This is a genomic window from Micromonospora wenchangensis, assembly GCF_002210435.1.
Classification (GTDB): Bacteria; Actinomycetota; Actinomycetes; order Mycobacteriales; family Micromonosporaceae; genus Micromonospora; species Micromonospora wenchangensis.
Genome location: NZ_MZMV01000027.1, coordinates 26,223 through 45,556, shown reverse-complemented (window position 1 = coordinate 45,556; position 19,334 = coordinate 26,223). Strand labels below are relative to the sequence as shown.

General features: G+C 72.2%; 18 protein-coding genes. 8 read left to right on the top strand and 10 right to left on the bottom strand.

The annotated features are described in order from the left end of the window. Nucleotides 1–208: 208 nt before the first annotated feature. The 5 genes from B5D80_RS17245 to B5D80_RS17225 all read left to right on the top strand — a co-directional run bounded on the left by B5D80_RS17245 (nucleotide 209) and on the right by B5D80_RS17225 (nucleotide 5,596). Complete coding sequence (locus B5D80_RS17245) at nucleotides 209–1,501, top strand: extracellular solute-binding protein (RefSeq protein ID WP_088644909.1); 1,293 nt, start codon at nucleotides 209–211, stop codon at nucleotides 1,499–1,501. Between the two features lie 55 nt (nucleotides 1,502–1,556). After that, a complete protein-coding gene (locus B5D80_RS17240) occupies nucleotides 1,557–2,555 on the top strand; it encodes a carbohydrate ABC transporter permease (protein WP_088644908.1) in 999 nt (332 codons plus the stop codon). After that, on the top strand, nucleotides 2,552–3,391 hold the full coding sequence (locus B5D80_RS17235) for a carbohydrate ABC transporter permease (protein WP_088644907.1): 840 nt from the start codon (nucleotides 2,552–2,554) through the stop codon (nucleotides 3,389–3,391). Before B5D80_RS17240 ends, B5D80_RS17235 begins: the two co-directional genes overlap by 4 nt. Nucleotides 3,392–3,485: 94 nt before the next feature. After that, nucleotides 3,486–4,472 (top strand): LacI family DNA-binding transcriptional regulator, encoded by a 987-nt coding sequence (locus tag B5D80_RS17230; protein WP_422756724.1) that lies wholly within the window; start codon nucleotides 3,486–3,488, stop codon nucleotides 4,470–4,472. Nucleotides 4,473–4,855: 383 nt separating this feature from the next. Then, nucleotides 4,856–5,596 (top strand): cellulose binding domain-containing protein, encoded by a 741-nt coding sequence (locus tag B5D80_RS17225; protein WP_088644947.1) that lies wholly within the window; start codon nucleotides 4,856–4,858, stop codon nucleotides 5,594–5,596. 129 nt (nucleotides 5,597–5,725) lie between these two features. On the opposite strand, the gene B5D80_RS17220 is transcribed toward B5D80_RS17225, so the two are convergent. From B5D80_RS17220 to B5D80_RS17205, 4 genes are all read right to left on the bottom strand, one after another. Beyond that, nucleotides 5,726–6,190 (bottom strand): hypothetical protein, encoded by a 465-nt coding sequence (locus B5D80_RS17220; protein WP_088644905.1) that lies wholly within the window; start codon nucleotides 6,188–6,190, stop codon nucleotides 5,726–5,728. Between the two features lie 88 nt (nucleotides 6,191–6,278). Next, nucleotides 6,279–7,406 carry a glycoside hydrolase family 53 protein gene (locus B5D80_RS17215; RefSeq protein ID WP_088644904.1) on the bottom strand — a complete coding sequence of 376 codons (1,128 nt, stop codon included), beginning with the start codon at nucleotides 7,404–7,406 and terminating at the stop codon, nucleotides 6,279–6,281. A gap of 155 nt (nucleotides 7,407–7,561) precedes the next feature. Continuing rightward, nucleotides 7,562–9,805, bottom strand: coding sequence for a M4 family metallopeptidase (locus B5D80_RS17210; RefSeq protein WP_158224202.1), 2,244 nt, complete (start codon nucleotides 9,803–9,805; stop codon nucleotides 7,562–7,564). Nucleotides 9,806–9,993: 188 nt separating this feature from the next. Then, entirely contained in the window at nucleotides 9,994–10,833 is an 840-nt protein-coding gene (locus B5D80_RS17205; protein ID WP_088644902.1) for a PIG-L family deacetylase, read from the bottom strand. 151 nt (nucleotides 10,834–10,984) lie between these two features. Here B5D80_RS17205 and B5D80_RS17200 point away from each other — a divergent pair, with 151 nt between their 5' ends. Next, the gene (locus B5D80_RS17200) at nucleotides 10,985–11,611 is read left to right on the top strand and encodes a DUF1349 domain-containing protein (RefSeq protein WP_088644901.1); all 627 of its coding nucleotides are present in this window, start codon (nucleotides 10,985–10,987) and stop codon (nucleotides 11,609–11,611) included. Here the strand turns inward: B5D80_RS17200 and prfH are convergent. The 4 genes from prfH to sthA form a co-directional block, all read right to left on the bottom strand. Continuing rightward, entirely contained in the window at nucleotides 11,571–12,245 is a 675-nt protein-coding gene (prfH, locus tag B5D80_RS17195) for a peptide chain release factor H (protein ID WP_088644900.1), read from the bottom strand. The two genes, B5D80_RS17200 and prfH, sit on opposite strands and share 41 nt — an antisense overlap. Further along, nucleotides 12,242–13,390 (bottom strand): RNA ligase RtcB family protein, encoded by a 1,149-nt coding sequence (locus B5D80_RS17190; RefSeq protein WP_088644899.1) that lies wholly within the window; start codon nucleotides 13,388–13,390, stop codon nucleotides 12,242–12,244. The genes prfH and B5D80_RS17190 overlap by 4 nt, the downstream gene beginning before the upstream one ends. Before the next feature lie 203 nt (nucleotides 13,391–13,593). Next, nucleotides 13,594–14,805 carry an ROK family transcriptional regulator gene (locus B5D80_RS17185; RefSeq protein WP_088644898.1) on the bottom strand — a complete coding sequence of 404 codons (1,212 nt, stop codon included), beginning with the start codon at nucleotides 14,803–14,805 and terminating at the stop codon, nucleotides 13,594–13,596. Between the two features lie 144 nt (nucleotides 14,806–14,949). Further along, complete coding sequence (gene sthA / locus B5D80_RS17180) at nucleotides 14,950–16,353, bottom strand: Si-specific NAD(P)(+) transhydrogenase (RefSeq protein WP_088644897.1); 1,404 nt, start codon at nucleotides 16,351–16,353, stop codon at nucleotides 14,950–14,952. A gap of 221 nt (nucleotides 16,354–16,574) precedes the next feature. Between sthA and B5D80_RS17175 the strand changes: the two genes are divergently transcribed. Further along, nucleotides 16,575–17,480: a zinc-binding dehydrogenase gene (locus tag B5D80_RS17175; RefSeq protein WP_211291544.1), complete on the top strand. Its 906-nt coding sequence runs from the start codon at nucleotides 16,575–16,577 to the stop codon at nucleotides 17,478–17,480. Nucleotides 17,481–17,496: 16 nt separating this feature from the next. On the opposite strand, the gene B5D80_RS17170 is transcribed toward B5D80_RS17175, so the two are convergent. Next, nucleotides 17,497–18,258 (bottom strand): thioesterase II family protein, encoded by a 762-nt coding sequence (locus B5D80_RS17170; RefSeq protein WP_158224201.1) that lies wholly within the window; start codon nucleotides 18,256–18,258, stop codon nucleotides 17,497–17,499. Between the two features lie 288 nt (nucleotides 18,259–18,546). Between B5D80_RS17170 and ssuE the strand changes: the two genes are divergently transcribed. Next, complete coding sequence (gene ssuE, locus B5D80_RS17165) at nucleotides 18,547–19,158, top strand: NADPH-dependent FMN reductase (RefSeq protein WP_088644895.1); 612 nt, start codon at nucleotides 18,547–18,549, stop codon at nucleotides 19,156–19,158. On the opposite strand, the gene B5D80_RS34380 is transcribed toward ssuE, so the two are convergent. Continuing rightward, nucleotides 19,145–19,285, bottom strand: coding sequence for a ferredoxin (locus B5D80_RS34380; RefSeq protein WP_245854682.1), 141 nt, complete (start codon nucleotides 19,283–19,285; stop codon nucleotides 19,145–19,147). The genes ssuE and B5D80_RS34380 overlap by 14 nt on opposite strands. Nucleotides 19,286–19,334: the final 49 nt, after the last annotated feature.

Here is a 19,334-nt window from a genome sequence, read left to right as displayed (position 1 = left end):
CAGGGCCATGGTCGGTGAAGCCCTGCACACGCTAGCCGTTTTCGCCGCGATAGGACAGAGGGCTTGACCCGCGTGGAAACAACTCGTAGCGTGCCCGCCATCGATCGGTAATACCGGCGACGCTCTGAAAGTTCCGGAGATACACGTTTCGAAACCCGCCGGCCCGGCCGGCGCCCGAGCACCTCGTGAGTCCCTGAAGGGATGGATCATGACAGCGCACCTCTCCCGCAGATCGCTGCTCGGCCTCGTCGGCGCCGGCGCCGGCGCCTACCTGCTCAGCGGCTGCAGCGACGACGCGTCCGACGACCCGGACGCACCCCAGACGATCAACTGGTGGCACATCCAGAACACCGAGCCGATGTTGCCGGTCTGGGCGGCCGTGGCCCAGGAGTACCAGGGCGCGCACAGCAACGTGAAGATCGAGATCCAGCCGCTGGAGAACGAGGCGTTCAAGGCCAAGCTGACCACCGCCACCCAGGCCGGCTCCCCGCCGGACCTGTTCCAGTCGTGGGGCGGCGGGGTGCTCAAGCAGCAGGTCGACGCGGGCCTGGTCAAGGACCTCACCGAGACCGTCGCCCCCTGGAAGGACACCCTGCTGCCGCTGTCCCTCGAGCCGTACACGGTGGACGGCAAGATCTACGGGGTGCCGTTCGACATCGGCATGGTCGGCTTCTGGTACAACAAGGACCTCTTCGCCAAGGCGCAGATCGCCGCGCCGCCGGCCACCTGGGCCGAGCTGCTCGACGTGGTCCGCAAGCTCAAGGCCGCCGGGATCACCCCCGTGGCGCTGGCCGGCAAGGACAAGTGGCCGGCCCACTTCTACTGGGCCTACCTGTCCATGCGCATCGGCGGGCTGGGCGCACTCCAGCAGGCCGCCAAGGACAAGAACTTCGAGACCCCCGACTTCGTGGCCGCCGGCGAGCGGTTCAAGGAGCTGATCGACCTCCAGCCGTTCCAGAAGGGCTTCCTCGGCGCCGAGTACGGCTCCCCGGACGGCCAGGCCGCCACCATGGGCAACGGCGGCGCGGCGCTGGAGCTGATGGGGCAGTGGGCGCCGTCGGTGCAGGCGTCCAGCTCGACCAGCAAGAAGGGGCTCGGCGACAAGCTCGGCTTCTTCCCCTTCCCGGCCGTCGACGGCGGCAAGGGCTCGGCCACCGAGGTCTTCGGCGGTGGCAACGGCTTCGCCGTCGGCAAGGACGCCCCGCCGGCCACCATGGACTTCCTCAAGACCCTGCTCAGCGTCGACGTGCAGCGGCGCAGCACCAAGACCGGCGCGGTGCTGCCCACGGTCAAGGAAGCCACCGACGCCATCGCCGACCCGAACGCCAAGGTCGTCGCGGAGACCCTGGCCGCCGCCACCGGCTTCCAGCTCTACCTCGACCAGGCGTACCCGCCGGCCGTCGGCCAGCAGGTCAACGACAGCGTCGCCGCCCTGGTCGCCGGCAGCAAGTCACCCGCGCAGATCCTCAAGGACATCACCCAGGTGGCTAAGACCCAGTAGTGACGCACCACCCCCACCGATCACCAGCCGCCGGCGAGAACTGAGTGGAGCAGGCATGACCACGCCATCGATCCTGTCGAACGCGGGACCCGGCGGCCGAGTGACCGAACCGTCGGGGCCGGGGTCGGGCGGCGTCCGCCGTACCGGCCGCCGGCCCCGGCCCGGCCGCCGCCGTGCCCTGGCCATCTTCCTCACCCCGTCCCTGCTGCTGTTCCTGCTGCTGGTGCTGGCACCGATCGTGGTGGCCAGCTACGCCAGCCTCTACAAGTGGAACGGCTTCGGTCTGCCCGAGAACTTCATCGGGCTGGACAACTACACCCGGGCCTTCGCCGATCCGGTGTTCCGGGGCGACCTGTGGCACGGGCTCGTGCTGATCGTGCTCTCCCTGGTCGTCCAGCTGCCGGTCGCGATGGGCCTGGCGATGCTGCTCAACCAGCCGCTGCGGGGACGCGCCATCTACCGGGTGATCTTCTTCGCCCCGTACGTGCTCTCCGAGGTCACCACCGCGGTCCTGTTCAACCTGGTGTTCTCGCCCAACCGGGGATTCGGTGACGCGATCTCCCGGTTCCTGGGAGCCGACGCGGGGGCCGTCTTCGCCGACCCGGACACCGTCCTGTACGCCGTCTTCCTGGTGGTCTCCTGGAAGTACTTCGGCCTCTACATGATCCTCTTCCTGGCCGCCCGGCAGAACATCCCCAAGGAGCTGAACGAGGCGGCGGTCACCGACGGGGCCAGCGCGTGGCAGGCGTTCCGGCTCGTCACCCTGCCGCTGCTCGGCCCGACCATCCGGATCAGCGTGTTCCTGTCGGTCATCGGCACCATCCAGCTCTTCGACATGGTCTGGGTGCTCACCGGCGGCGGTCCGATCCACGCCTCGGAGACCATGGCCGTGACGATGTTCCAGTACGGCTTCCGCCGCTTCGAGGTCGGCTACGCCAGCGCGATCAGCATCATCATGTTCCTGCTGAGCCTCGTCTTCGCCCTCATCTACCAGCGCATCGTCCTGCGCCGCGACACCGAGGGCGCCCTCACCGTCCAAGGAGACCAGCGATGACCAGCCCGGCGAACCCGGCCCAGCGGGCCCGCCGCCTCCTGCTGCACCTCATCTCCATCGCCGTCGGCGCGCTCATCGTGGTGCCGGTCTGGTTCGGGGTGATCGGCGGGTTCAAGGACAACGGGCAGCTGTCCACCAACCCGCTCGGCCTGCCCGACCCGTGGGCGCCGGACAACTACCTCGACATCGTCACCGCCGGGGTGTTCTGGCGCAACGTGGGCAACAGCGTCTTCATCGCCGTGGCCAGCACGTTCGTCGTGGTCGCCGCGGCGGCGATGGCCGCGTACGTCTTCGCGCGGTTCGCCTTCCGGGGCCGGGAGTTCCTGGTCACCATCTTCGCGATCGGGCTGATGTTCCCGTTCGCGGTGGCGATCCTGCCGCTGTTCATCCTGTTGCGCGGGATGGGGCTGCTGGACAACCCGCTCGGGGTGATCCTGCCGCAGGCCGCGTTCGGCCTGCCCATCACCATCATCATCCTGCGGCAGTTCTTCCGGACCATTCCCGGCGAGGTCGAGGAGGCGGCGACCCTCGACGGCTGCGGCCCGTTCGGCTTCTTCTGGCGGGTGCTGCTGCCGATGGCCCGGCCCGCCCTGGCCACCGTGTCGGTGCTGGCCCTGGTGAGCAGCTGGAACAACTTCATGCTGCCGCTGGTGGTGTTCACCGACCAGAGCTGGTGGACCCTGCCGCTGGGGGTCCAGGCGTTCCAGGGTCAGTACTCCGACGACACCGCGAAGGTGCTCGCCTACGTCGTGCTGTCGATGATCCCGGCGCTGGGCTTCTACGCCATCGCCGAACGTCAGCTCATCGGTGGGCTCTCCGGCAGCGTCAAGGGGTGACCCCGACCTGCTGCGATAGCCTTCTGCGACCGTAGTTCCCCCGACCGAAAGGGCGACCGTGGGCTCCGAGAACGGCAGGAACGTCACCATCGCGATGATCGCGCGGTTGGCGGGCGTCTCCGTGCCCACGGTCTCCCGGGTGATCAACGGCCGGTCCGACGTCGCCCCGCAGACCCGGGAACGGGTGGAGGAGTTGCTCACCCGGCACGGCTACCGTCCCCGCTCGGCGGCGCGACGCACCCAGTCCGCCCTGATCGACCTGGTCTTCAACGACCTGGACAGCCCGTGGGCCGTGGAGATCATCCGTGGGGTGGAGGACGTCGCGCAGGCCAGCGGGGCCGGCACGGTCGTGTCGGCCATCCACCGGCGCACCTCGTCGGCCAAGCAGTGGCTGGACAACATGCGGACCCGATCCACCGAGGGGGTCATCTTCGTGACCTCGATGGTGGAGCCGCCGTTGCAGGCCGAGCTGCGCCGGCTGCGGCTGCCGGTGGTCATCGTCGACCCGGCCGGGGTGGCCCCCCAGGAGGCCCCCACCATCGGCGCCACCAACTGGGCGGGGAGCCTGCGCGCCAACCAGTACCTGCTCGGCCTCGGTCACCGGCGGATCGGCTTCATCGCCGGCCCGCCGCAGCTGATGTGCAGCCGGGCCCGGATGGACGGCTACCGGGCCGCGCTCGACGCCGCCGGCCTCGCCGTCGACGACCGGCTGGTGCGGCCCGGCAACTTCTACCACGAGTCCGGCTACACCGCCGGCATGCACCTGCTGGGCCTGCCCGAACCGCCCACCGCGATCTTCGCCTCCAGCGACCAGATGGCGCTCGGCGTCTACGAGGCGGTCCGCAAGCGTGGCCTGCGGGTGCCCGACGACGTCAGCGTGGTCGGCTTCGACGACCTGCCGGAGGTCCGCTGGTGCTCGCCGCCGCTGACCACGATCCGGCAACCGCTGGCCGAGATGGGCATGCTGGCCGCCCGTACCGTGCTGCGGCTGGCCCGGGGCGAGACGATCGAGAGTCCGCGCATCGAACTCGCCACCGATCTGGTCGTGCGGGACAGCGCCGCAGCGCCGCGTAGCCGCTGATCCGACCCGCCCCGGCGATCGGTCGGACGGCGGTGCGCCGCGCCCGTCCGGCCGCCGCGGTGGCCCGCCGGACGGGCATTGCATCGATAGTCATCGACTGCAAGACTGTTCTGACGTCGCCACGCTCGGGAGCCAGCGTGACCACTCGTGCGCCGACCCGTCGGACACGCGGGGCGGGCGCGCACCCCGCGCCGGGCAGTCCGCGACGGTGACCACGGGCCGGCCGCCCCCGCCCGTCGGCAGGTCGTCCGGCACCACCCGGTCCACGGCAGCCATCGGTCGCGCAGAGATCACCCCACCCCCACCGCACGGTGGGCGACACCGCCCCGGCACCCAGGCCCGTCCCGGCCGCCGGTGCCCCCCGCAACCCCTCGGAGGTACTGATGCTCCGCACGTTCGGCGTGGTGCTGGCGACCACGACCCTGACCCTGGCCGGTTGGGCCGGCACGCTCACCGGCGCCCAGGCCCAGCCGGCGCTCTCGGCCACCCCCCTGCCCACCCCCACCTACGCGTGCCCGCCGGCACTGCCGGTCTCCGGGCAGTTCCTGTCGGCCGGCCCGACGAGCATCACCGTCCGGTACTCGATGATCATGAGTCCGCCGTGCGGCTACGACCCGCCGATGACCCTGGTCGTCTTCGCCAGCCGGGAGGACGCGACGGCGTGGCGGAACCCGGTGGCCTCGGCGGTGTCCGGCCCGGAACGGCAGGGGGACATCACGGTCACCGGGCTGACCCCGGACAGCGAGTACTGGTACCGGTTCAGCGCCGGGGAGAAGCACGACCCGTACGTCATCGGCGGGCCGGTCCGGACGCTGCCGGCCGGATCGGCGTCGTGCCGGGCGACGATCACCGTCGACAACCGGTGGACCGGCGGGTTCGCCGCCACGGTCACGGTGCGCAACACCGGCGAGCAGACGCTCAACGGCTGGCAGGTCACCTGGCGGTGGTACGGCGACGAGCGCATCTCGGCCCTCTGGAACGGCGTGCTCAGCACCTCCGGCACCGACGTCACGGTGCGCAACACCTCCTACAACGGCACGCTGGCCCCGGGTGCCAGCACGACGTTCGGCATGCTCGTCTGGGCCAACTCGCCGGCCGCGCTGACGCTGAACTGCGGCCGGTGACCGTCGGCCGGCAGGCTACGGCCGTGCCGGCGTACGGGCACACCGCACGGGACCGGGGTCCGCACCGGCGTGCCGCCGCCCACCGGGGTGGCGGCACGCCGTCGGTCCGGCCCGCCGCGCGGCGGCAGGTCAGGCGGTCAGCGACTGCCTGATCCGCGCGTACTCGGCGGCCATCTCCGGCGTTGCCAGGAAGTCGTCGAGCGCGGCCGAGACCCGGTAGTCGACCTCCTCGACGGAGCGTAGGGCGAGTTCGTGCAGCTCGCTGCGCCGGTGCTCCTCCAGGTAGGTGGTCCAGTGCTCTAGGGCCGACAGGGCGATCAGCAGGCCGGGGTCCATGTCGCCGTCGGCGAGGATGCCCTCGTCGATCCGGTCGAGGTGGGCACGCAGGTCGGTCGCGCCGGCCGTGGCGATCTGCTCCCGCGCGGTGGTCAGCGCCGCCCAGGCGTCCTCGTCCAGGTCGTCCTCGCCGGCCTCGTCGATCAGGTCGGCCTCCAGCAGGCGGGTGACGGTCGCCAGCCCGAAGGCGTGCAGGGCGTCCTCGTCGGCCGCGTCGACCAGCTCACGGATGGCCGCTTCGCACTCGTCGTATCGCACCGCGCCAGGGTAGTGCCCGGCCTGCGGGCCACCGACGGTGGCCCGCAGGCCGGGACGGCGGCCCCGCCCCGGCCGGTACCGCCGACGCCTACGGCCGCCAGCGGATGCTCGGGTTCACCTGGCCGGTCCAGTTGAAGACGGCCATGTTGTCCCACTGGTTGCCGGTGCCGTTGATGTTCGCCGGGTCCCATCCGTTGCCGGGTACCGCGTACCAGGTCGGCTCCCAGTAGAAGACGCCGACCGCGCCGGCGTTGCGGGCGGTGTCCTGCACCCAGGAGAACTCGGTGGCCTGGCCGGTCCAGCTCGCCTGGTGCCCCGCGCAGGGTTCGGTGCCGTTGATCGCGTTCGCCTCGTTGTCGGCGTTCGCGGCGGTGAACGGGTACGCCGTCTCGGTGAGCACCACCGGCTTGCCGTACCGGGTGCGCACGTCGGTGATGACGTTGTAGAGGTTGGCCAGCGTGCCGTGCCACATGCAGTAGTACGACAGGGCGGTCAGGTCCCACTGCACGCCCTTGGCCCGGATGCCGTCGTAGAACCAGCGGGCGTGGTCCATGCTGTCCGCGTTGGCGGTGTGGATGATCACCTGGGTGCCGCCGTTGCACTGCTTGGTGGCCTGGTAGCCGGCCTTGAGCAGCAGGCTGAGGTTGGTGAAGTCGTTGTTGACGACCTTGCCGTCGTTCCACAGCATGCCCACGTTGATCTCGTTGCCGATCTGCACGCTGTCCGGCGTGGTGCCCTGGTCGCGCAGGCTGGTGCACACGTCGTAGGTGTAGTTGTAGACGTCGGTCTGGAGCTGGCCGATGCCGTGGTTGGCCCAGGCGGCCGGCTTGTACTGCTTGCCGGGGTCGGCCCAGGTGTCGGAGTAGTGGAAGTCGATCATCAGCTTGAGGCCCTTGGCCTTGACCGTCTTCGCGTACGCCAGCACCTTGGCCTTGTTGTTCCAACCGCTGGCCGGGTTGTTCCAGACCCGCAGCCGGACGTAGTTGACGCCGACGCCCTTGAGGATGTCGAGCGGGTCCCTGGCGGTGCCGGCGGCGTCGTAGTACCGCGCGCCGAGGTCCAGACTGCGCTGCACGGAGGAGACGTCCGCGCCGAGCATGGTCAGGGTGTTCGCGGCCGACGCCGACGTCGGTGGGCCGAGCAGGGCGGCCGGCAGGGCGACCGCCGCGAGGAACGCGACGGTCCAGGCCCGCAGGCGGGATCGGTACGGAGTCATCCGGACCTCCTCGGTGGTGGGGTGGAGGGTGACCTGAGGGCGTCGGGACGGCGACACCAATAGATGGACATGACTATACCGGGGTGGGGTCGGGTCGCCGACGCGCGAGCGGGCCACCCGGGAGACCCGGGTGGCCCGCCTGTGTCACCGCCGCGTCAGAGGTTCAGGCTCCAACTGTTGAGGTAACCGGTGTCCAGGCTCGCCGCGTCCTGCACCCGCAGCCGCCAGGCGCCGTTCGCCACCTCCGAGGAGAGGTTCACGGTGTACGTCTGGTCGATGTTGTCGGTGCTGCCCCCGGAGCGGTTGTGCAGCGTGTACACGCTGCCGTCCGGGGCGATCAGGCTGACCACCAGGTCACCGATGTAGGTGTGCACGATGTGCACCTCGACCTTGCTCGTGGTCGACGGGGTCGCCGCACAACCGCTGATCACGATGGTGCTCTCCACCGTCGAGTTGTCGGCGATCGGCACGTCGGTGCCGTTGCTGCCGGAGCAGCCCGGCAGCCCGTTCACCGTCACGTTCAGCGTGGTCGTGCGGGCCACCGAGGGGGCGGTGCCCACCACCGTGATCGGCACCGTGCCGCTGCCGGCGGTGGCGGCGGCGGTGACCGTGACGGTGGTCGACCCGCCGGCGGTGACCGACGACGGGCTGAACGACACGCTCACCCCGGCCGGCAGCGGGCCGGTGGAGAAGGTGACCGTCTCGGCGGTGCCCCGGATGACCGTGGTGGTGACGGTGGCGGTGGCCGAGGTGCCCGGGTCGATGGTCACCGTCGCCGGTGCGACCGCGACGGTGAAGTCGTTGGCGGCGCACGACTCGGTGCCGGTGACGTTCACCGCGGTCCAGGCGGCCATCACGGCCTTGTACTCGGTGCTGCACAGGCCGTACAGGTCGGTGGCGGCCGACAGGGTGTGCATCCGCGCGGTGTTGGTCGGCTGGGCGGTGTTCACGTAGCGGGTGTTCGAGACGAAGTACGCGTCCAGCGCCCGGAACCAGATCTTCTCCGCCTTCTCCCGGCCGATCCCGGTCACCGGCGGGGCCGACCCGCACAGCGGCGAGGTGCCGTACGGGGTGACGCCGGAACCCTCGGCCAGGTTGAAGAAGAAGTGGTTGGCCACGCCCGAGGAGTAGTGCACGTCGAGGCTGTTGGTGCTGGTCGACCAGCAGCCGTGCGACGACCCGTCAAGCGTCGGGTTGTACATGTAGCGCAGCGGCGCGCCGGTGCCCCGGATGTCGATCTTCTCGCCGACCTCGTAGTCGCCGGGGTCGACCGGGGTGTTCGCGTAGAACTCCACCATGTTGCCGAAGATGTCGCTGGTGGCCTCGTTCAGGCCGCCGGACTCGCCGGAGTAGGTCAGGCCGCCGGGGACCACGTTCTCGGTGACGCCGTGGGACATCTCGTGCCCGGCGACGTCGAGGGCGACCAGCGGCTTGGCGTTGCCCGTGCCGTCGCCGTAGGTCATCTGCGCGCCGTCCCAGAAGGCGTTGACGTACGCGTTGCCGTAGTGCACCCGGCTCGGCACGCCGGTGCCGTTGCCGAAGATGCCGTTGCGCCCGTGCACGTTCGTGAAGTAGTCGAACGTCGTGGCCGCGCCGAAGTGCGCGTCGACGGCGGCGGACTGCCGGTTCGAGGCCGCGCCGGTGCCCCACACGTTGTCGGCGTCGGTGAAGGTGGTGCAGGTGGAGGTGCCGTTGTTCATGTCGCAGGTACGACCGTTGCCCCGGGTCGGGTCGATCATGCTGTAGGTCGACCCGGACAGCGTGGTGTCGATCGAGACCGGGCCGGCGTAGATGCTGTTGCCGGTGCCGACGACGGACTCGATCTCGTCGTAGGAGCCGATCCGGGCGCCGGTGAGCGCGTCGCTGATCACGTGCAGCTTCGAGGGGGTCTGCCCGTCGGGCGCCCAGCCGGTGACCACGGTCTCCCAGGCCAGCCGTCCGGTGCCGCTGCTGGCGTCGACGAACAGCTCCGCCGCGCCGGTGGCGGTGATCCGGCCGGAGAACGCGGTGGTCGCCGCCTTGCGGGCCTTGGCGGCGCTGACCTTCGGGGTGGTGGCGAGGCTCAGCGGCGCGGCCAGGCCGACCGAGCTGCCGGCGTAGTCACCGTCGGCCCCGGTGCGGATGACGACGTCACCGCCGTAGACGCGGAGCCCGTCGTAGGTGCGGGTGTAGCGGACCGCGCCCCGGCCCTGGGCGTCGCGCCTGCTGCTGTGCACGGCGTAGCGGTCCTTGGCCGACGACCTGACGTCGCGGGAGTGCTCCTTGAGCGCGGTGTCGGCGGCGGCGACCAGCGCTGGTCCCGGGGTCGCGGGCGGAGCGGCGGACGCGCTCGTGGTGGTGACCACGAGACCACTGCCGACCAGCATGGTGACGCCGGCCAGCGCTAGGGCTGATCTCAAACTGACCTCCCCGATCCGAGATGCTTTCGCATCTTTCGATGACGCGATCATCGTCGGCCGTGGAGAGTCTGGGAAGACGGATGTCGATGGATAACCATACCGAGTTGTCCATCTTCCGAAGGTGATGACCGCCGGGGTGTTCCGTCCCGGTTACGGCTGGAACACCCCGGCAACATTCGCCGGGCCGGTCAGCGCAGACCGGCGAACAGGTCGTCCTCCGGCAGCGCTGCCCCGGTGGTGTCGCGGACCCGGACGAAGGTCTCCCGGCCCATCAGCTCGACGAACCGGTCCCGGCCCATCCGCAGGAAGAAGATGTTCTCGGTCTGGCTGGCGTGGGCGGCCAGCGCGTCGAACTTCTGCGCGCCGTAGCTGCTGGTGTCCACCCAGGTGGTGATCTCGTCGTCGGGCAGGCCGAGCTGCGGGCCCGGCCCGTCCGCGCCCTCCGTCTCCGCCGGCTCGGCCCAATCGACGCCCAGCTCCTTCATCACCCGGCCGAACTCCGCGAACGCCGTGTGCGGCACCGTGGTCCAGTAGACCTTCGCCGGGATGTCGGTCATCTCGACGGCGGCCATGGTGATCCGGTGGGCCTGGATGTGGTCCGGGTGGCCGTAGAAGCCGTTCTCGTCGTAGGTGACCACCACGTCCGGCCGGTACCGGCGGATCAGCTCCGCCAGCCGCTGCGCCGCCTCCGCCACCGGCGTGTTCCAGAACGCGCCGGGCAGTTCGTTGGTCGACCAGCCCATCATCCCGGAGTCGGCGTAACCGAGCGTCTCCAGGTGGCTGACCTTCAGCGCCGCACAGCTGGCCTCCAGCTCCGCCTGCCGCATCGCCACCACGGCCGCCGGGTCGTGCCCCGCATCGCCCGGCTTGACCCCGCCGGGGCCATCGCCGCAACCGCCGTCGGTGCAGGTCACCAACACCGTCGTGATGCCCTCCGCCGCATACCGGGCCAACACGCCACCGGTGCTCGTCGCCTCGTCGTCGGGGTGCGCGTGCACCGCCATCAGGGTCAGACCTCGCTCAGCCATGCCCTCACCCTAGGCGGCCCGACCGACGACGGCGGGCACCGGCCCGGTGGGGGAGCGGGGCGTCGGCGTCCGCCGGTCCCGGTCGCGCACCGTCGCCCGGGAGGCACCACCGGGGCAACGTGCGCGGGGGGCCCGGCAGATAATCGACGCCATGACCACCACCAGCCGGAACGTCCCGGGTCTACCGTTCGCCGTGTCACCGTCGCCCGAGGCGGCGTGGACGATCGCCGAGGGCGACGGCGTGGTGACCGGGTCGGCGGCCCCGCGCAGCGACATCTTCATCGACCCGGCGGGGGGCGACCCGGTCGCCGGGTCGACGCTCGACGCGGCGACCCTGCTCGGCCTGCCCCCGGACGGCGACTTCCAGTTCAGCGCCCGGGTCACCGTCGACTTCGCGGCCACCTACGACGCCGGGGTGCTGCTGCTCTGGGTCGACGAGCGGCACTGGGGCAAGCTCTGCTTCGAGCTCTCTCCCGACGGCGAACCGATGATCGTCTCGGTGGTCGCCCGGGGCGTCGCCGACGACGCCAACGCCTTCGTCGTCGACGCCCGCACGGTCTGGCTGCGGGTGTCCCGGATCGACCACGCGTTCGCGTACCACGCCTCGGTCGACGGACGGACCTGGCGGATGGTCAGGTACTTCAGCGTCGACGGCGCGGCCACCGCCGCCAGGATCGGCCTGGAGGCGCAGTCGCCCACCGGCGACGGCTGCCGGGTCGTCTTCGACGACATCCGCTTCACCCGCGACCGGCTGGCCGACCTGCGGAACGGCTCCTGACCCGGGCCCCGGTCGCGCCGGGCGGCCGGGGACGTTCGACCCGCACCGCGTCGCCCCGGACGAGTTCGTCGTGCAGGCGTCGGCGGGCGGCGGTGACGGCGCGGCCGGCACGCGCGTCGTCCTCGGCGAGACGCTGCCGCAGCAACCGCAGGGCGGCGGCGCGGTTGAGAAAGAACTGCCGTTCGGTGTCGACCACGACGACGGTGCCGGAGGGGCGGTGGGTCGCCCGCGCCGCCGTGCTGGCCTTGTTCCGGTGCTGACCGCCCGGTCCACCGGTGCGGCAGGCGACCACGTGCACGTCGGCCTCGACGAACGCGGTGGTCGGGCTGTCCACCCGGCACGGTCGGGCGGTGACGTACCAGTTCTTCCGACCGGTCCCCGGCCGGTACGGGCTGGGCGCCTGCCAGCACAGGGTGCCCGTCCACCCGGCGGCGAACGTCGCCCCGTCGGGCCCGTCGAGCCGGACCAGGACCGACCGGTAGGTGCCCGGTCGGTCGCCGGCGACGGACTCGACCACACGGCTGCCCACCCGGTGCCGGGCGGCGTCGGCCGCCAACCGGTCCAGCAGCCGGGCCACCGCCCAGGCGCACTCCTGTGGGCCGCGCCCGGCCGACAGGAGCAGGTGGACGCTCATTCCCGGCCCCGCCGACGACCGTCCCGGTGGGCCGGCCCGAGGTCGGGCGTCTTGTAGGTGACCAGCGGGACGGTGCTCGCCACCGGGGTGGCCAGGTCGTGCGCGACGAGGTCGGCGACCACCTGCTCGATGCGCTTGTAGGCCGTCGGCGCCTCCTCGAACAGCAGTTGCCGGTCGCCGCACACCACCAGCGAACCCACCGGCGTACGCCGCAACTGCGCGACGGTGTGCTTGGCCCGACCCCGGCGCAGCGCGTCGGCGCGGGACATCTTGCGACCCGCACCGTGTGCCACGGAGTGGTTGGCCGCCGGGCCCGCGTGCCCGGCCACCAGGTACGACGGGGTGCCCCGGGTGCCGGCGACCAGCACGTCCCGGCCGTCGCCCGGGGCCGCCCCCTTGCGGTGCAGGTATTCGCCGTCGCGGACCTCGACCAGGTTGTGACACTGGTCGACGACCGGCTCGGCGGGCGCGGCCCCCAGCGCGTGCGCGACCCGGGCGGCCAGCACCCGTCGGTTGAGCGCGCCCCAGCGGACCGCCTCGTCGTGCCGGGCCAGGTAGCCGGCCGGGTCGGGGGCCGGCCCCGCGCCGTGCGCCCCGGTGTGGGCCCGCAGGATCCGTTCGCCCAGCCCCCGCGACCCGCTGTGCACGATGAGCACGAGGTCGCCGGCGGCGAGCCCGAGCCGGGTCGCGTGGTCCGCCGCGAGGACGGTGTCGATCCGGGCCAGTTCGACGAAGTGGTTGCCCCGACCGACCGTGCCGAGCCCTTCGAGGTGACCGGCGGGCGGCTCGCCGGGCGCGACGGCCCAGGCCGGGTCGTCGGGGTCCGGCGACCGGTCCAGGTCCGGGAACCGGGCGGCGATCCGCTCGGGTACGGCCCGCTTCAGGCCGATCGGGAAGACGGCGATGCCGCACCCGATGTCGGAGCCCACCAGGTGCGGGTAGAGCACGGTCGAGGCCATCGCCGCGCCGATCGGGGCGCCCTTGCCCGGGTGCAGGTCGGGCATGGCGGCGACGTGCCGCATGCCGTCGAGGACGGCCACCTGGTGGCACTGCCGGACGGCGTCGGACTCGATCCAGCTCTCGGGGGAGGCGAGGACGGTGACGGTGGCCGTGGTCGGGGACGGCGGGGAATGGTGTGGGGACACGGACGCTCGTTTCGGGTGACGGGAACGACGGACGGCAGCGGCGGCACGATGGCAGCGGCGGCGCGATGGCAGCCGGCGGCACGATGGCGCGCGGCGGCGGCGCGGCACGGGCGGGCGGGATGCGGAGGTGTCCGTCAGTACGCCATGCCCGTCAGCCTGGCCCACCGGACCGCTCCCGCCAACCGGTTTTTTCGGTCGGCCGCTCAGCCGACCGGTGTCCCCAGCGGATCGGCGAGCAGCCGGGTGAAGCCGAGTTCCGCCGCGCCGACCAGGGTGGCGTCGTCGCCGAGGGCGGACACCCGCAGCTGCGCCCGGGTACGCGAGACCGGCAGGACGTTGACGGCGATCCGCCTCCGTACGTGCGCCGCCGAGCCCCGGTACACCTCCCGCAGCATCCCGCCGAAGATCACCATGCCGGGGTTGAACAGGTTGATCACGTTCGCCACCCCGATGCCGAGCCAGTCGCCGACGGTCCGCAGCGCCTCCCGGGCCGCCGGGTCGCCGCGGTCCGCCGCGTCGACCACCTCCCGGACCGCGCCCCGACCGATCCGGTCGGCGGGCCGGCCCGCCGCGTCGAGCAGCGCCCGCTCACCGACCTCCGCCTCCAGGCAACCGCGCGAACCACACCCGCACGGTCTGCCGTCGTACGGGTTGACCAGCATGTGACCGACCTCGGAGCCGTACCCGCCGTCGCCGCCGAGCAGTTCGCCACCGACGATGATCCCGCCGCCCACCCCCACGTCGCCGTGCAGGTAGACCAGGTTGTCCACCCCGACGCCCACCCCGCGCTGGTGCTCGGCCAGCGCGCCCAGGTGGGCCTCGTTGCCGACCAGGACCGGCAGCCCGAGGTCGAGCCGGCGGGCCAGTTCCGCGCCGAACGCCTGGTCCACCCAGCCCATGTCCGGCCCGAAGCGCACCATCCCGTCGCCCGGCCGGATCATCCCGCAGTACGACGCGCCGACCCCGACGCAGGTCGCCCCCGACGCCGCCGTGGCGTGCAACTGCCGCCCGAGACCGGCCAGCACGCCCACGACGGTGTCCAGGTCGGCGCCCGCGCGGGCCCGGTGCGCCTCGCGCCGGTCCTGGATCTGCCCGCCCAGCCCCACCCGGGCCGCGACCAGCCGGTCCACCGCGATGTCGAAAGCGAGCACGTACACCCGGTCGGCGGCCGGCCGGACCACCAGGGACGGCCGGCCGGCCCGCCCGGTCAGCTCGGGGAAGCCCTCCCGCACCAGGCCGGCCGCGACCAGTTCCGTGGTGAGCGCCAGGACCGTGCTGCGGTTGACGCCCAGCCACTCGGCCAGCCCGGCCCGCGACACCGGACCACCGAGATGCACCCGCCGCAGCAGCGCCCCGAGGCTCCGGCGGCGGCTGTCACCCGGTGACTGCCCGTCCACGGTGGGACTTCTCGGCATCACGCGGCGGACCCTGTCGATCGGCGGTTGGCTACCCGTCGAGGGTAGTGGCGTCGGCGGCCGCCAGCCACCTCGCGTACCCGGCCGGTGACCGTGCCCACCGGCTGCCGCGGGCCCGACGCCGGGCCCGCGACGGCCGGCGGGTCACCCGTCGATGCGGGTGATGTTGCGGATCTTGTTGGACGCGTCCAGCGCCGCGACCTTGTACGCCTCGGACAGGGTCGGGTAGTTGAAGACCGTGTCGATCAGGTAGTCGACCGTGCCACCGCAGCCCATCACCGTCTGCCCGATGTGGACTATCTCGGTCGCGCCGGTGCCGAACACGTGCACCCCGAGCAGCCGGCCGTCCTGCGGCGACACGAGCAGCTTCAACATGCCGTACGAGTCGCCGACGATCTGCCCCCGGGCCAGCTCGCGGTAGCGGGCGACGCCGACCTCGAACGGGGTGGCGGCGTTGGTCAGCTCCTCCTCGGTCTTGCCGACGAAGCTGATCTCCGGGATCGTGTAGATCCCGATCGGCTGCAACTCCTGGAGTTCGCGCACCGGCTCCCCGCAGGCGTGCAGCGCCGCCATCCGGCCCTGCTCCATCGACGTGGACGCCAGCGCCGGGAAGCCGATCACGTCACCGACCGCGTAGATGTGCTCGACGCTCGTGCGGTAGTGCTCGTCCACCGCGATCCGGCCGCGCCGGTCGGCCTCCAGCCCGGCCGCGTCGAGGGCCAGGTCGTCGGTCTGCCCCTGCCGGCCGGCCGAGTACATGACGGTGTCCGCGACGATCTTCTTGCCGCTCTTGAGGATGCACAGCGCGGCCGTCTCGTGCTTCTCGACCGCCGCGACCTCCTCGCCGAAGCGGAACGTCACCGACAGGTCGCGCAGGTGGTACTTGAGCGACTCGACGATCTCCTCGTCGCAGAAGTCGAGCATCCCGTCGCGGCGTTCCACCACGGTGACCTTCGTGCCGAGCGCGGCGAACATGGAGGCGTACTCCATGCCGATCACGCCCGCGCCGACCACCACCATGCTGCGCGGCACGGCCTGGAGGTTGATCACACCGTCGGAGTCGACGATCGTCCGGTCGTCGAAGTCGACGCTGTCCGGCCGGGCCGGGCGGGTGCCGGCGGCGATGACGATCTTGTCGAAGGTGATCTTCGACTCGTGCCCGGAGCCGCCGTCCACCCAGATCGAGTGCGGGTCGGCGAACCGGCCGGTCCCGGTGATCAACGCGACCCGGTTGCGGGCGAGCTGGTTGCGGATGACGTCGGTCTGCCGGCTGATCACGTGCTGGGTCCGGGCGGCCAGATCACCGACGGTGATCTCCTCCTTGACCCGGTAGCTGCTGCCGTAGAGGTCCCGCTGGCTCAGGCCGGTGAGGTAGAGCACGGCCTCCCGCAGCGTCTTGGAGGGGACGGTGCCGGTGTTGATGCACACCCCACCGATCATGTCGCGGCGGTCCACGATGCCGACCCGCCTACCGAGCTTCGCGGCGGCGATCGCCGCCTTCTGACCGCTGGGCCCGGAGCCCAGCACCAACAGGTCGTAGTCATACACGGCTCCTAGCCTCGCAAGCGGTCGCAAGATGTGCCAGCCGGGCCCGTCCCTCGCCGGTGGCCCGGCAGATCACCCCTGGTCAGGCGGCCGGGGCGGGGGCGGTGCCACCGCATGATTACTGGCGTGTCGTGGCATTGGACCGATATGCAGCTCTAAGTGGCTTATGGTGCGACAGGGCCACACAGGCCAATGGTCCACTTCGTGCTGTGGGAGGTCGTACCGTGCAGGCACTGATCGCCGCCCCCGGGACCACCGAGGGATTCCAGTTCGCCGAGGTGCCCGAGCCGGTGCCGGAGCCCGGACAGGTGCTGGTCGAGGTCCGGCACGCCTCGGTGAACTTCGGTGAGGTCCGCTACCTGGGCTTCCAACCCGCCGGCGCGGTGCTCGGCTACGACGCGGCCGGGCACGTCGTTCAGACCACGGACGGTGCCGGGCCGGCGTTGGGGGACCGGGTCGTCGCCTTCGGCCTCGGCGCGTGGGCCCCGCGGGCGGTGTTCGCCGCCGACAGCGTCGCCGTCGTCCCCGACGGGCTCGACCTCGCCGAGGCCGCCGCGCTGCCCATGGTGGGCATCACCGCCCTGCGGACACTGCGGGCGGCCGGCTCCCTGCTCGGCCGCCGGGTGCTGGTCACCGGCGCGTCCGGCGGCGTCGGCCGGCTCGCGGTCCAACTCGCCCGGCTCGGCGGCGCGCACGTCACCGCCTCCGTCGGCGCACCCGCACGCGGTGAGGGGCTGCGCGAACTCGGGGCGCACCAGGTGGTGGTCGGGCTGGACCGGGTCGACGAGCCGGTCGACGTGGTGTTGGACACCGTCGGCGGGGAGCACCTGGTCACCGCCTGGGGGCTGCTCCGGCCCGGCGGGACGCTGCAGAGCATCGGCTGGGCATCGGGCGAACCGGCGGTGTTCCCACCCAACTCGATCTTCGCGCCGGGGCCGCCGAAGCGGCTCCAGTCGTTCGGCGACGCCGCCCACGCCGGCCCCGACCTGACGGTCCTGCTCGGCCTCGTCAGCACGGGCGCGATCACCGTACCGGTCGGCTGGCGGGACTCCTGGAAACGGATCGACCAGGCGATCGAGGCGCTACTCGGCCGGCAGGTCGCCGGCAAGGCCGTCATCGACATCGACTGACCGGACGCGACGCGTCTCACCCGCTGCCGGGCGCGGAGGACCGCTCGGCACCGAGCGCACCGAGCGCGGCACCGATGTCGGCGCGCAACGCGGCACCGGACTCCAGATGGAACAGGTGCCCGCCGGGGAGGGTCCGGAGCCGGAACGACGAGGTGGTGTGCCCGGCCCACCCGGCGACCGCCGGAGCATGCACCAACGGGTCGGCGCTGCCGGCGTACGCCCGGATCGGGATCGGCAGCGGGTGGTCCGGGGCGGGACCCTGGGTGTGCAGCGCCGCCAGGTCGGCGCGGAGCAGCCGGACCGCCGCGCCGGCCCACTCGGGGTACCGGCGCAGCACCTCGGACATTCCGCCGGTGCGCACCAGCAGCTCAATCACCTCCCCGTCGTCGAGGCCGGCCACCGACAGCGGCGGCCCGGTCCGGGGGTCCGGATACGCGGCGACCAGCAACGCTATCGGTGGCTGGCCGCGCAGCACCTGCCGCCGGGCCAGCGCGGCGGCGAGCGCCGCACCCATGCTGTGGCCGTACAGCGCGTACCGGCCGGTGAGCCACGGGGCGAGGGCGGCGGCGACCCCGTCGACGAGCCGGCCGAAGTCGGTGAACGCCGGTTCGGCGACCCGCCCCTCCCGCCCCGGCAGCTGGACCGGGTACACCGCGATCCGTGGCCCGAGCGCCTGCGCCCACCCGGCGAACGTCGACGCGCCCGCACCCGCGTGGTGGAAGCAGAACAGCCGGCACCTGTCCCGTGGGTCGGGGACCCGGTCTAGGTAGCCGGTCACCCGGTCACCCCCCGGCGTGGGCGTGGACCACCCGACGCGGCCACCCCACGGCGCGCGGGCCGTAGGCACCGGGCCGACCGGGAGATCTGCTGCCGACACATGGGGTCCATCGTGGTCGGTCCCGGCAAAGCCGACCTTAACCGTCGGCACCGGTTTTCGGGGATGTACGTGGTTTCTCGGATGTGCCGACCGGCTCCCTGCGCGAAGATCGGATCACGCGGTGCCGCGGGTCCGCAGCGCCCCCGGTGGACCTGCCCGGCCCACCCGCCACTGCTGAAAGGCCCCGGCATGCCCACCGTGCTCTCCGTCTCCGGAAGCCCCTCCGCCACCTCGCGCACCGGCCGGCTGCTGCGTCACCTGGACGTCCGGCTCGCCGGCCAGGGGCACCAGGTCGTTCCCCTGGACGTCCGGACCCTGCCCGCCGACGTACTGCTCGGCGCGGACCCGCGGCATCCGGTGATCGTCCGGGTGGCGGAGCTGTTCGCGCAGGCCGACGGGCTGGTGATCGGCACCCCGATCTACAAGGCCGCCTACTCCGGGCTGTTGAAGTGCCTGCTCGACCTGCTGCCGCAGTACGCGCTGGCCGGCAAGACCGTGCTGCCGCTGGCCACCGGCGGCAGCACGGCCCACGTGCTGGCCATCGACTACGCGCTGCGCCCGGTGCTCAGCGCCATGGGGGCCGCCCACATCGTGCAGGGCTGGTTCGTCCTCGACAAGGATCTCGCCGTGGACGGGGACGGCACCCTGGTCGTCGCCCCCGCCGCCGCCGTCGCCCTGGAACAGGTCGTCGACCAGTTCTCCACGACGCTGCACCGCAGCACCCCGCCGCGCGACCCCGCACCGGGCGGTGCCGCGGCACGCCATCCGGGCGTCACCACGACCCCGGTCAGCGTACGGTGATCGCCCGGCCCGGACACAGGGCCGCCGCCTCGGTCAGCGCCTCGGCGTGGTCGGCCGGCAGGTCGTCGCGCCGCAGCCGCACCGTGCCCTGCGTGGACTGGTCGAAGACGGTGGGGTCGGTACGCACGCAGTGACCCGCGCCGACGCATCGGGACGGGTCCACGCTGACGTGGACC